Here is a 13,087-nt window from a genome sequence, read left to right as displayed (position 1 = left end):
GCGCGCGCGCCAGTAGGCCTCCTCAGCCCGCGGGCCGCGATGGCGCGACACCGGCGCGACCGATCGGCTCCCTCCGATGAGGAGCTGCCCCGCAGAGGCGGGCCCCGCGGGCTCCATCAGCTCCGGCGGCTGCGGCGCCCTCCGTACGCCCGACGCTGATGCTGCCCGATCCGGAGGTGAAGAGCTCATTTCGGCGACCCGCTTCGGGTATGCTGATGCCGCTCAGCCTACCAGAACGACCGAGGTACAAGGCCAAACTTCCGGTGCGATTCTCGCCCTTACCGGAGCGTCACCGCGAACGGTAACACCGTGAGCGCCCGCTCTCCGGCCAGAAGCGGCGCCATCGAGGCGGCGAAGGTCCCGACCTCCGGCGCGACGCCGAGCCACTCGGGCAGGAGGGCGCCCGCCATCGCCTCCCGCGCGCGCTCCTTGAGCGCCGCGCGGTCGGGCGTCCGCGCGTCGCCCTCGGCGGTTTCGTCGCCAGCGGCCAGGAGCTCGAGCAGCCCTCCATCGTCCTGCTCGATCTCGACCGGGGCGTCCTCGGGCAGCTCCGCCAGCTCGCGCGCCAGCGCGATCGCCCGCTCCAGCCCGCCGAGCTCATCGACGAGCGAGCGCCCGTGGGCCTCGGCGCCGCCGAAGATCCTCCCCTCGGCGGAGGGCGTGATCGTCTCCAGCGGGAGGTTCCGCCCCTCCGTGATGCGCTTCAGGAAGAGATCGTAAACCGCCTCCATGGAGGCGAGCACACGGGCGCGGGTGGGCTCGTCCCAGGGCGTGAGCGCCGACATGTACGCGGCGCGCGCCGCGCGCTCGGGATCCGGGTTGGCCGCGACGGTCTCTGCGTTGATCCCGATGTCCGCAAGCGCCTTCCCGACGGCGAATTTGCCGCCCACGACGCCGATCGAGCCGATGATGCTCGTCGGCTCGGCGACGACCTTGGTGCCGGCGCAGGCGAGGTAGTAGCCGCCGCTCGCCGCCATCCCGCCGATCGAGACGACCAGCGGCTTCTCCTTCCGCAGCCGCATCAGCTTCTGCCAGAGCAGATCCGAGGCGAGCGCCGACCCGCCGGGCGAGTCGATCCGGAGCACGACCGCCTTCGTGCTCGCGTCCTTGGTCAAGCGCGTGATCACCCGCCCGAGCTCGCGCTCGCCGATCCCGTCCGACGAGCCGAGGGGCACCCCGCTGGCGGTCATGCTGATGCCGCCGATCGCCGGGACCACCGTCACGTGCGGCGTCCCCAGCGAGCTCGCCCCGGCGACCGAGCGGAACACGTCCACAAGGCTCCTCGAGAGGCTCGCATCGCGCTCGACGCCTCCGAAGCGCGGCACGGAGTGCTCGGTGCCGGCGAGCTTCTTCGCGTCCTCGAGCGCGGCCTCGACGTCGCCGAGCTCGTCCACGAGCCCCCTGGCCTTCGCCGCCTCCGGCGCGAACGGGCCGTCCTCGACGGCCTCGCGGAGCTCCTGCTTGCCGCGCCCCTCCACGATGGCCGACAGCCACGCCTCACGGAGCCCGCCCAGCGCGGCCTCGAGCGACTGACGCGCCTCGGGGCTCGCCCCTTCCCGCGTGAAAGGCTCGCTCGCGCCCTTGAACTTCCCCACCTGAAGGAAGTCGACGTCCACGTTGAGCTTGTCGAGGAGCCCCTTCGCGAACACGAGCTGCGCCGCGATCCCCACCGTGTCGACCTGCCCGGCCGGGCTGAGCCAGAGCTTGGTGCACGCAGCGGCGGCCAGCAGCATCGACGCGTTGTTGTACTCGTCCGCGTGGCACACGACCGGCCGCCCCGCCTTGCGGACGTCGCCGAGGATCCGGCCGATCTCGTGGGCCCGCGCGAAGGCGATGCGCGAGGTCCCGAGCCGCACGAGGAAGCCCTTCGCGCTCTCCGCCTCGGAGAGCGACCGCAACGACCGCACGAGCTGCGCGTGCGTCCTGCTGCTCGGCGGGCCGAAGAGCGATACCGATGCGCTCTCGGGGAGCCCGCGCGAGAGATCGATCTCGATGACCGCCGGCTCCTCGAGCCGCCCGGCGGCGGGCGCCGGCAGCGACGCGGCCCGCTCTCTCCCGGTGCAGCCTGCCATCGACGCTGCCACCGCGAGGGCGCCGACGCCGGCCCACCCTCCTCGTCGAGCTCGGTGCTTACTCATGCTTGATCCCGGGCAGATCGGAGGTGTCGATCTCGGGCGCGGTCGCGCCCGGCGAGGCGGTCGGCGGCGGGTGCACGCCGGGGAGGTCGCTCGTATCGATGGTGCCGCCCGGGGCAACGTAGTCATCGGGCACCCGGCCGTCGTCCGGCTCCGGCCCACGGCGGCCGCGCCCGGGCGCGGCCGGCGCCGCCGAGGGGCTCGGGTCGGGAGCGCCCGCCGGAGGGCCCTCGCCGCGCGCGCTCGAGGCCGGCTCGGCGCCGCCGTCCGGCTTGCTTTGCGCCTTCTCGAGGCGATCGATGAAGGCGCGGAGCGGGTGCGCGAGCGGGTGCGGCCGGCTCATGGCGAGCAGGCGATCGTTCTCGGTGCGAGCGGACGCGAGATCGCCGGACCGCGCGAGCGCATAGGCGAGCAGCGCCCGCGCCCGCCCGGGGCTCTGCTCGCTGCTCGCCGCCGCCCGGAGCCGCTCGACCACCGCGGCCCAGCTCGGGTAAGCCTCCGCGAGATCGAGCCCGGCCAGCGTCAGGGAGTTCTCCGGCTGCGCGCTCTCGGCCGAGATCGTGCCGACGAGGCGCCGCGCCGAGGCGAGGTCCCCTTGCATGCGGAGCAGATCGATCGCCGCGCGCTTCACCCCCGCGTCCTCCGGCGCGACGCGGCGCGCGTGATCGATCGCCTTGCGGGCGCGATCGATCGCGACATGGAGCTCGTGCCGCATCGTGTCCAGATCCGGGTCCTCCGGGGCGAGGAGCTGCAGCCGGAGCCACCGCATGTCCGCGTTCACTGTCTCGAGCCGGGCCAGCGCCGCGGCGACGCGCGGGTCGTCCTCGGCGAGCGCGCTCGCCTTGACGAGCTTGTCCCTCGCCGTCTCGAGGTCCCCCTCCGTCAGGCTCCGCTCGCCGTCTGCGAGCAGGGTCGGCACGCGATCGTCGCGCGTCACGGGCGGCGCCTGAACCGCGGGCTTCAGGTACTTCGGCCCGAGCGTCGCGGCGCTCACCGCCACGAGGCCGACGACGATGAGACCGACGACCCACCGGGCGATCCCGGTCCTCCGTATGGGCGGCGCGGAGATCCGCGTGTCCCCGTCCATGTCGTCGACGTACGAGGGGCGGCCCTCGGGCTCTGCCGGCGCGCTCTCGATCGGCGATCCCGCTCGCCGCGCCGCGCGCTCCCCGCCGCGCCTCGCCGGCGGGCCGTCGTCTCCCTGGCTCTCGCCCGCGGACGCGGGCGTGGGCTCGGCGCGCGGCGGCGGGACGCTGTTCGGGATCCTCAGCGGAGCGAGCCCAGCGGCCCGCCCCTGGGAATCGCTGCCCGCGTCCACGGGCTTCAGGCTGCTGCCCTGGCGCGCCTCGGCGACCCCGGCGCCGCGCAGCGTCCGCGGCTCCGGACGCCGCGCGGGGTGCCCGTCCGGCAGCGGCGGCGCCTCTTCCGGCGGCACCACGACCCCGGGCAGCGCGTTCGGCTTGAGCATCGCGCGAGCGGCGCCGCCGGCCTCATCGTCGGCGGCGAGCGGCGTCGCGCGGCGCGGCGCTGGCCGCTCCCTGCCCGGCTGGAAGTCCCGCACCTCCCGCACGATCGTCTCGGCGTCGTGGATGGACTCGGGAGAGCCCTCCGCGCGCGGGAGCGGGATCGCGACCGAGCCGTCGGTCTGCGCCGGCGCTGGACCGCCGAGCCCCTGCGGGGTGAGCGACCTCGCGCGGCCCGACAGCGGCGAGGGCCCACCGATGCCGAGCGCGGTCCCGGCCATGACCATGCTGCCCGGGCCCTTGAAGAACGGCTCCAGCTCCGCGATCGACCCGAGCCGCCGCGGCCTGGCGTTGCCGCGCGAGATCACGTCATCGCGGGTGATGTGGCCCTGGGAGATCGCGGCCTGGAGCTCCCGGAGCATCTTGAACTCGAGCTCCCGGCCGCCGAGGGTGCGCACCACCCACTTCTCGGGGAGGGCGCCGTCGGTGCGGCGCACCTTGAACTGGAAGCCGCAGTTCGTGCACTTGACCGTCGTTCCGCGCTCCGACACGAGCGCGTCGTCGAACTCGTATTCGGTGCTGCAACGCTCGCAGGTGACATCCATCTGCTCGACCGGTCCCCGTGTCCTCGCGAACGGCTGGCCCCCAGGCGTCAGCCTGCCGGGTATCCTCGTTCGGAGGTGGCCGCCCGGAACTCGGCGGAACGGTAGCACGGGTTCCCCTGCGCGCCCCACGGCCTCGCGCCGCACCGCTCCATCGCCGTCGCGCCGCTCCATCTTCCCCGGTCGCCAGCGAGCCTCCCGGGTCGTCTGCGAGCCTCCCCCCTCGCCAGCGACCCTCCCCCTCGCCAGCGACCCTCCCCCTCGCCAGCGACCCTCCCCCGCCGCCCGCGAAGCGGACCCACGCTGGCGAAGCCGATCACGAAGGGCATGGCCGCGTACACTCGCGCGCGCGGGCCACATGCCGACGTGAACGCAGCTTCACGGCGGCCGCGCGCTGCGCCCAGATGCGCGACGACTGGCCGAGCTTGTGTGGGGCATGTCGCTTGCTACGCTCGTTCGGTCGCGACCGTCACGCGCGAGGGCGCCGCCCCTCGACGCCGGACGGCCGAATGCCTTCGGGAGACGGTGAATGAAGCGACTTACTCTGCTGGGTCTCGCGAGCGTGCTGGCGCCCCTCCTCGCGGGTTGCCCCATCTACGATGATGCCGACAGCCACTTCTGTGATGCGGAGGACTGCGGACCCAGCACCTCGGACGGCTGCGAGGTGCCGGCCGACTGCGGGATCAACGAGACCTGTGGCGAGGACAACGCCTGCCACGTCGGCGACTGCACCACGTGGGGGTGTAGCCGCGGCTTCGAGTGCGTCGTCGCCGACGACCTCACCGCCTCCTGCGTCGCGAGCGGCTCCTCCGGGGAGGGCGGCAGCGGCGGCGCTGGCGGCAGCGGGGGAGGCGGCAGCGGTACCGTGTACTGCGGTAACCCGGGCGACTGCGCCCCGGGCGAGACCTGCGCCCCGGACGGCACGTGTCAGCCCGGGAGCTGCGATGACGTCCTTCCGAGCGGCGACCCGCTCGGGTGCGTCCACGGATATGTCTGCGAAGGCGACGGGGACGACGCGACCTGCGTGCCGGCGACCCCGGCGGCGTGCGGCGCCGACGAAGACTGCGCCGGCCTCGGCGGGGACTACCTCTGCGTGAGCGGCATCTGCACCGCGCCTCAGGACCAGTGCTTCGACCAGACCCAGTGTCCGGTCGACGACAGGTGCGTCGAGGGCAAATGTACGCCGGCCTGCAGCGACGACGCGGACTGCCCCAGCAGCTACCGTTGCGACGCGGACCTCGGCGTCTGCTCCCAGCCTGCGCAGCCCTGCGTCATCACCGACGACTGCGGCGGCCCCTCCTCCGTCTGCGTCGACGGCGCCTGTGTCCCGAGGAGCGACGGCGGCGAGTGCCCCGAGGGCTACGCCTGGGTCGAGAACGGCTGCATCCCGGAACAGTCGAGCAACTTCGTGTGCGGCGAGGATGGGGTGCAGGACCTCTGCGCGCCGGGCTCGATCTGCCTCCATCACAGCTGCTACATCTCGTGCGAGCAGCCGAACCCGAACGCCTGCGACAGCCAGTCGCCCTCCCTCAGCGAGTGCAGGACCGTGACGACGTTCTCTGGCGTGCACCAGGTGTGCGGCTCGAGCGACAACCTCGGCGGCGAGTGCGATCCCGAGAAGCCCTGCAGCGAGGGCCGGGTCTGCATCGACGGCTTCTGCCGCTAGCGTCGCGGCGCCTCCACCGCTGCGATCGAGCCCCTCGGCAGCGCGCTCCTGGCCCTGCTCCCTCCGTGCGCAATATGCCCTTGGCATGCGCGCTGCCTCACGTCCCGCCGGTCCCTGTTCCAGCCACGTGAATCCACGCCGAGGGATGCGCGATGCTCGCGCCCCGCGCGCGATGGGAACCGACGGAGCCACAATGAAGGCAACCGATCTCGTCAATTACATGGCCGACATTTTCCCCTACCGGAGAAGGAGCTCACTCGACTGGATCGTTCCCGTCGCGGTCGGGCTCGGTATCGGCGTCGCGTTCGGCGTCCTGGTCGCGCCGACGTCGGGCGACCAGGCTCGCCGGCGGCTGCGCGACAGCGCAGGCCGGCTCCGCGAGCGCGCAGGTCGGATGCGCACCAGCGCGGAACGGGCCGCGGAGAAGGCCAAGGACCGCACGCTCGAGGCCGCGCAGCGGGCTCAGGATCAGATCCAGGAGAGCACCGGTCCGATCATCGGGGAGCGCTCGTTTGCGGACGACCTCGGCGTCCGCTGAGCGAGCTCCAGGGCAGGCGCGAAGGCGCCGCACCGTCCCAGCGCGGTGCGGCGCCTTCCATCATTTCCCGGGCACATTGCGGCGGCCGAGCGACATCTGCGCAGCCAGAGCGGCACAAGCGATGCTTTTCCGAGCGCGGATGGATTGAGCGAGACACCTCGCGAAGCGCGTCACAGGGGCCCTCGTCGATGATGTATTACCGGACGCTCACTGCATTCTTCCCGGGTCGCACGGAAGCCGCTGGCGCCCTTGGCCGCCTCCTCGCCCTGGGCGTCGCGGCCGAGGACATCAGCATGGTGCCCAAGCAGCACCCCCGCCTGGCCGAGATCGAGCTCACGATTCACAGCAAGGCGTCCGAAGGGGCCGCCCTGGGCGCCGTGATCGGAGGGCTCGTCGGAGGCACGCTCGCCGCGATCATGGCCGGAGGCGCGCTGATCATCCCCAGGCTCGATGCGTTCCTGGCGGGCCCCATCGTCGCGTGCCTCGCCGGGGCCGGCGCGGCCGGCGCGGCCGGCACCCTGCTCGGCGCCGTGCTCGGCGCTCGCGTGCCCGAGTACGAGGCGCGCTGCCTCGACGAGGCCAGCAGCATGGGCGGCGGCGCGCTGCTCTCCGTCCGCTGCCTGCCCGACGTGTCCCGCAGCGTCGAAGAGGTGCTGAGCGAGAGCGGCGGACGCCGCATCCGCAAGACGTACAGCCGCAGGGCCTGAAGGACGCGCGGCGCGGCGGCCGGGCGCAGGAGACGAGCGCCGTCCCGACCGGCGACGCGCGCGATGGCCCATCCGACGTGAGCGAGAACGCATCCAGCGCGCGCCGGGCCGCGCCGTCGAGGCGTCGCGCCGTCGAGGCATGTCCTGGTCGGGGCTCGGTGGGAGGAGGGGGTGAGCAGGGCGGGGCGCGCCCAGCGAGGTGCGGCGCGGGTCGCGCCGCCAGCGCCCGCGCGGGCGCCTGGTGTCAGGGGGACGATCCGAGCTGGCTCTGGGCTCGCGCCTGCTCATCGAGGAGGGTCCCGACCACCTGGGCCAGCGTGCTCTTGACGTAGCTCCGGGTCGCGAACGACCCGAGCCTGCTGAGCACCCGCGGCGTCATGCCACCGCCGAGCAGGAACCCGAGCCCGGCCGCCGCCGCGAGCGCCACGTGCGGGTTCTCCCGCGCGAACGCCGAGACCGCCCGGGTGACCTCCGTCGCGTCGAGCCGGCCGAGCGCCTCGTTCACCTTCTCCTGTCCGTCGCGCCCCTGTGTCGCGTTGACCTCGCCATCCGCCATGGTGACCTCCTCAACCCAGCCGCGTGACGACCCGTCCGATCAGGTACCCCACCGCGGCCACCGCGCACAGCGTGGCCACGGGGCGCTCTTGCACGAGCGAGACGAGCCTCTCGTCCGCGCGACGGACCTCGTTGAAGACACGAGGGACGACGGCGGAGACGTCCGCTTGCCCCCCTGCGCGCCCGGGCTCTTCTTCGATTCTTGCATCGTTGACGACCATCGTGAGCCCGTCTCCAGCAATGCCCGAACCACCCGAAAGACGTGCATCGGCTGCACGATCCAGAGAACGACGCCCCCGGACGGGCAGCAGGGCGAGGAGTTCCAGGAGAGAAGAGCGCGCGACGAGCGCGGGCCCGGGCGCCTCCCGGGACGTTCGTGCTCACCGACCGCGCGCGCTCGCAGACAGCGGAGCGCGAGGGAGCGCCGCCCGCGGCGAGCCTGGCGCGTCCGGTCCGCGGCGCGACGGCCGGCGGCGCGCCCGCGCGGCCAGGCTAGAAGCGCACGCCGAACGCCCTGAGCGCGCGGCGCAGCGAGTCCGCGTCGTCGCACACGGCGACGCGCTCGGCGTGGGGCATCGGCGCGGCCCTCCGGGGGTCGCCTTTGAACCAGACGGCCCGCATGCCCGCCGCGAGCGCGCCCTCGACATCGGCGGCGAGGGAGTCGCCGACATGGACCACCGAGGCGAGCGGCGCGCCGAGGCGCTCGGCCGTCCACGCGAAGATCTCCCTCCCCGGCTTCTCGAACCCGAGCCGCCCCGAATCCGCGACCGCCACGAAGCGCGCGGACCAGCCGAGCTCGTCGACCAGCTCGTCGAGCCTGCCCTCCGAGTTCGACAGCACCGCGACCGGCACGCCGGCCTGCACGAGCTCGTCCACGACGTCGATCATCCCTGCGATCGGCCGGCGCCAGAGGTTCTTCCGCGGCTGCTCCGTCCAGAGCCAGTCGACCGCCGCGTCGAGCGCGCCGGCCGGGACGCCGCCCACCTCGAGGAGGCGGCGCATCATGATCTTCCACGGGTGCCCGCCGAACCCGCGCTGGATCGCCTCGTTGTACGCGCGCCAGCCCGAGTCGACGGCGCCGTCGAGCTGCTCCCGAGGTGCGGTGATGCCCCGCTCCGCGAGGCGTGCGGAGAGCAGCCCGGTGTCGAGCTCCACCAGGGTCTGGCCGAAGTCGAAGGAGACGGCGGTAGCAGGCGCGTCGCGCATGGTCACTCGGCGTACATCGCCTCGATCTCGCGCGCAAAGTTCCGGGTCACATTGCGCCGCTTGATCTTGAGCGTCGGCGTCAGCTCGCCGTCCTCGATGGTGAAGCCGCGCGGCAGGATCGTGAACTTCTTGATCGTCTCGACCTGCCCGAGCTGACCGTTCACCTCATCGACGGCCCGCTGCACGCTCTCCCGGATCGCGCCCGCGTCGCGCGGGAGATCGCCGCTCAGCCCGCGCTCGGCCGCGACGCGCTTCACGGCGTCGGGGGCGAGCACCACCAGGGCGGTGAGGAACTTTCGCCCGTCGCCGACGACCACCGCCTCGGCGATGAGGTCGTGGCGCTTCAGCGCCTCCTCGATGTTCCCGGGCGAGACGTTCTTTCCGCCGGCGGTGATGAGGATCTCCTTCTTCCGCCCGGTGATGTGGAGGAACCCCTCCTCGTCGAACCTGCCGAGATCCCCGGAGCGGAGCCAGCCGTCGACCAGGGCCTGCGCGGTCGCCTCCGGGTCCTTGTAGTAGCCGAGGAACACGTTCGGCCCCTTCACGAGGATCTCGCCGTCGTCGGCGATCTTCACGTCCACGCCTGGCACGACCGGGCCCACGGAGCCGAGCTTCGTCCTGCCCTGCACGTTGTAGCTCGTGGGGCCGGTCACCTCGGACTGACCGTAGACCTCGGTGATCAGGAGATCGATCGACGCGAAGAACTCGAGGACCTCCTTCGCGATGGGGGCCGCGCCGGTGCTGCACGCGTGCGCCCGGTCGAGCCCCAGGGCGGCCTTCACCTTCGCGTAGACCAGCTTGTCGAAGAGGCGGTGCTGCGCCGCGAGCAGCGGCCCCGGCGGCTCGCCCCGGGCGCGGAGCTGCGCGTGCTGGAGCGCGACGCGCCTCGCCTGCTCCAGCGTGATCTTCTGCAGGCCCTTCGCGGCGGAGAGCTTCGCGCCGACGCCGGCCATCATCTTCTCCCAGACGCGCGGGACCCCGAAGAAGGCGGTCGGCCGCACCTCCTTGAGGTTGTCCGCGAGCGCGTCCATCGACTCGGCGAAGTACACGGCCAGGCCGACCGAGGCCGGCAGGTGGATCGTGAACATCTGCTCGGCGATGTGCGAGAGCGGCAGGTAGGACAGCATGACATCCCAGGGCGAGAGCGGGATGATGCGCGCCGACACGTCCGCCACGCTCGTGAGGTTCTCGTGGCTCAGCATCACGCCCTTCGGCGGCCCCACGGTCCCGGACGTGTAGATCAGCGTCGCGAGCCCCCGCGGCTCGAGCGCGTCGAGCCGCTGCTCGATCTGCTCGTCCGGGACGCGGCTGCCCCGCGCGAGGAACTCGTCCCAGGACAGGACCCGCGGATCGCCCCCGGGCTCCGCGCCCCGCATCAGCACCGCCCACTCGAGCTGCGGCAGGCGGTCCCACTGGCTCAGGACCTTCTCGAGCTGGCGCCTGTTCTCGACCAGCACCACCTTCGAGGCCGCGTGGTGGACGATGTGGCGCACCTCCTCGGGCGAGCACGTCGTGTAGACGCCCGCGGGGGCGCCCCCGACCGCCATGCAGGCCACGTGGAGCACCACCCACTCGGGCCGGTTGAAGCCGAGGAGGCTCACCGTCGCGCCAGGCTCGACGCCGAGCGCGATGAGCGACCGGGCGGCGCGCCGCACCTCGCTCGCGTACTCCCGGAAGCTGGTCATCCTCCAGAAGCCGCCCTCCTTGACGTAGTGGGCTGGCGCCTCGGGCCGCACCTTCGCCTGGCCCAGCAGGCGCCGCGGAATCGAGTCACAGGGCATCGGCTACCTCGTTCAAGAGCAAACGGTGCGCAAGCATAGGCGAACTTCCTACACCCTCCTCCGAGGACCAGGAGTCGCACGGATCGTGATGTTCCTCACACTAGCAGGAATCGCATCCCCTTGCGGAGGGCGGAACGGCTCCGCCGCGCACGTCTGTCCAGCACGCCTCGCCCACGCGCTCCGCGGGTGGCGAGCCCGGGCGCGCGCGCCGGTGCAGATCGAACAAGTCGTGGTTATTGCTGCGATTACCGGCTGGACGTCGGCTCGCCGCCGTGGGCGCGCGATCGCCGTCCGCCCGCGGCTGTGCAGGCAATTTCCTGCGCTGCCGTCAGCTTGACTGCACGTCTCTGGATCAGGACCATTCAGCGGTGAGCGAGCAGAAGAGGACGGCCCCCGACGCTGACTGGGCGGTGGACTCCGCCCGCAGCGACGAGCTCGCCGCCTCTGGCCCGCCGGAGCATGTGCAGGCGTCGCTCGAGGGCCGGACCCTGCGGTCCAGCCAGCTCCAGGTGCCCGGGCTCGCCGAGCCCCCGCCGACGGTCCCGATGCGGCGCCCGGACCGCGACGCACCGACGGCCGTCGGCCGGGACGCGCCGCCGGACCCGTCCCCCTCCCCTGCCGACCGGCGCGCGCGGAGCCTCGGCAAGTACCGGTTCATCGCGACGCTCGGGCGCGGCGGCATGGCGGACGTGCACCTGGCGGTCGCGGTGGGGCCGGCGGGCTTCAGCAAGCTGCAGGTCATCAAGCGCCTCCGGCCCAACATCGCCGACGAGCCCGAGTTCCGGGACATGCTGCTCGACGAGGCCCGCCTCGCCGCGCGGCTGAACCACCGCAACGTGGTGCAGACCAACGAGGTCGGCCTCGCGGACGGCGAGTACTTCATCGCCATGGAGTACCTCGACGGGCAGCCGCTGAGCCGGGTGATCTCCCGCGCGCGCGAGCAGGAGCGCGCGCTCCCGCTCGCCGTGCTGCTCTGGATCCTCGGCGAGGTGCTGGCCGGCCTCCACTACGCCCACGAGCTCGCCGACTACGACGGGACGCCGCTCAACGTCGTTCACCGCGACGTCAGCCCGCACAACATCTTCATCACGTACGACGGTCAGGTGAAGATCGTCGACTTCGGGATCGCGCTCGCCGCGCACCGCGTCGTCGAGACGCAGGCGGGCACGCTGAAGGGCAAGGTCGCCTACATGGCGCCGGAGCAGGCGTTCTCGCACTCTTCCGAGATCGACAGGCGCGCGGACATCTTCTCGGTCGGCGTCATCCTGTGGGAGATGCTCGCCGGCCGCCGCCTCTGGCGCGGGCTGTCGGACCCTCAGATCATCACGCGGTTGATGGGGGCCATCCCGGACGTGCGGTCCGCGCGCCCCGAGGTGCCCTTCGAGCTCGCGCGCATCTGCGGCCGGGCGCTCGCCCACGCGCGCGACCAGCGCTATCCGACGGCCGCCGAGCTCCGGGCGGAGCTCGATCGCTATACGGAGCGCCTGCGGGAGCAGGTGACGGCCGAGCAGGTCGGCGGGCTCGTGCGCGAGCTGTTCGCCAGCGAGCGGGCCGAGATCCGGACGATCATCGATCGGCAGCTCAAGCGGCTGCAGGAGCCGGACGCGGGAGGCGCAGAGCCCGGCCACGCCTCGAAGCTGCCGTCGCTGCCCGTGCGCGAGTCGAACGACTCGTATCCTCCTCCCCCGGACGACGGGGCGGCCACGGGCTCTTCGCCCTCGGAGCCTGCCCGTCGTGTGCAGCGATCGAACCCTCCGCAGGGGACGCTCCACGCCGTCGTGCGCACGGAGCCGACCGCCGCCGCTCAGCCCGAGCCTGCGCGGCGGCGCTCCCGGTTGCCGCTCCTCGCGGCCGCGGCGGTCATCGCGCTCATCGGCGCGGGCACGCTCTACGCAAAGCTGCGCGAGCCGGTCCGGCAGCGCCTCGTCACGACCGCGCCGCCGGCCGAGAGCGCGCCGCCGGTCGAGAGCGCGCCGCCCGCGCAGGCGCCGTCCTCGCCCAGCGCCGCGCCCTCCCCGCCAGCGGCCGGGAGCAGCGCGCCGGTCGCGGAGGCGGACACCGCGTTCCTCCGCGCGTCGATCAGGGCGCGCCCCGCCAGCGCGAGGATCTTCCTCGACGGGGTGGAGCTCCCCTCGAACCCGTTCGAGGCCAAGCTCGTCAAGGACGGCGCGGCGCACCGGATCGAGTTCACCGCTCCGGGACACATCACGCAGCGGCGCATGCTCGTGTTCGACAAGGACCTCGATCTCGAGGTGACGCTCTACCTGTCGCAGCGAGGGCCGGCCCCCTCCCCCACGACCCCAGCCACAGCCACGGCCACGGCGACGTCTCAGGGCACCACGCCCCCCGCCGAGGTCGATCCGACCGTCCCGCCGCCGAAGCCCGATCCGTACTGACGGCGTCAGCGGCCTCGCTCGACGGCGAGACACATCGC

At 73.0% G+C, this 13,087-nt stretch carries 10 protein-coding genes; 4 read left to right on the top strand and 6 right to left on the bottom strand.

Going from position 1 to position 13,087, the window contains the following annotated elements; genetic code table 11:
- Positions 1-278: 278 nt before the first annotated feature.
- Together WME96_RS45375 and WME96_RS45370 are read right to left on the bottom strand one after the other, a co-directional pair.
- A complete protein-coding gene (locus WME96_RS45375) occupies positions 279-2,138 on the bottom strand; it encodes a S49 family peptidase (RefSeq protein ID WP_437287768.1) in 1,860 nt (619 codons plus the stop codon).
- Positions 2,131-4,203, bottom strand: a complete 2,073-nt coding sequence (locus tag WME96_RS45370; protein ID WP_437287767.1) for a zinc-ribbon domain-containing protein — start codon at positions 4,201-4,203, stop codon at positions 2,131-2,133. Before WME96_RS45370 ends, WME96_RS45375 begins: the two co-directional genes overlap by 8 nt.
- A 526-nt stretch (positions 4,204-4,729) precedes the next feature.
- Between WME96_RS45370 and WME96_RS45365 the strand changes: the two genes are divergently transcribed.
- From WME96_RS45365 to WME96_RS45355, 3 genes are all read left to right on the top strand, one after another.
- On the top strand, positions 4,730-5,866 hold the full coding sequence (locus WME96_RS45365; RefSeq protein WP_437287766.1) for a hypothetical protein: 1,137 nt from the start codon (positions 4,730-4,732) through the stop codon (positions 5,864-5,866).
- 145 nt (positions 5,867-6,011) lie between these two features.
- On the top strand, positions 6,012-6,404 hold the full coding sequence (locus WME96_RS45360) for a YtxH domain-containing protein (RefSeq protein ID WP_437287765.1): 393 nt from the start codon (positions 6,012-6,014) through the stop codon (positions 6,402-6,404).
- 293 nt (positions 6,405-6,697) lie between these two features.
- Positions 6,698-7,111: a hypothetical protein gene (locus WME96_RS45355; protein WP_437287764.1), complete on the top strand. Its 414-nt coding sequence runs from the start codon at positions 6,698-6,700 to the stop codon at positions 7,109-7,111.
- Between the two features lie 244 nt (positions 7,112-7,355).
- On the opposite strand, the gene WME96_RS45350 is transcribed toward WME96_RS45355, so the two are convergent.
- From WME96_RS45350 to WME96_RS45335, 4 genes are all read right to left on the bottom strand, one after another.
- A complete protein-coding gene (locus WME96_RS45350; protein WP_437287763.1) occupies positions 7,356-7,667 on the bottom strand; it encodes a hypothetical protein in 312 nt (103 codons plus the stop codon).
- A 10-nt stretch (positions 7,668-7,677) separates the two neighbouring features.
- Positions 7,678-7,887: a hypothetical protein gene (locus WME96_RS45345; RefSeq protein ID WP_061619134.1), complete on the bottom strand. Its 210-nt coding sequence runs from the start codon at positions 7,885-7,887 to the stop codon at positions 7,678-7,680.
- A 271-nt stretch (positions 7,888-8,158) separates the two neighbouring features.
- On the bottom strand, positions 8,159-8,872 hold the full coding sequence (locus WME96_RS45340) for an HAD family hydrolase (RefSeq protein ID WP_437287762.1): 714 nt from the start codon (positions 8,870-8,872) through the stop codon (positions 8,159-8,161).
- A gap of 2 nt (positions 8,873-8,874) precedes the next feature.
- Positions 8,875-10,653, bottom strand: a complete 1,779-nt coding sequence (locus tag WME96_RS45335) for an AMP-dependent synthetase/ligase (protein WP_437287761.1) — start codon at positions 10,651-10,653, stop codon at positions 8,875-8,877.
- Positions 10,654-11,021: 368 nt separating this feature from the next.
- Between WME96_RS45335 and WME96_RS45330 the strand changes: the two genes are divergently transcribed.
- Complete coding sequence (locus tag WME96_RS45330; protein ID WP_437287760.1) at positions 11,022-13,049, top strand: serine/threonine protein kinase; 2,028 nt, start codon at positions 11,022-11,024, stop codon at positions 13,047-13,049.
- The last annotated feature ends 38 nt before the right edge of the window (positions 13,050-13,087 follow it).

The sequence above is a fragment of the Sorangium sp. So ce406 genome (assembly GCF_051474675.1).
GTDB lineage: Bacteria > Myxococcota_A > Polyangia > Polyangiales > Polyangiaceae > Sorangium > Sorangium cellulosum_G.
This window is presented reverse-complemented; position numbering and strand designations above follow the sequence as displayed.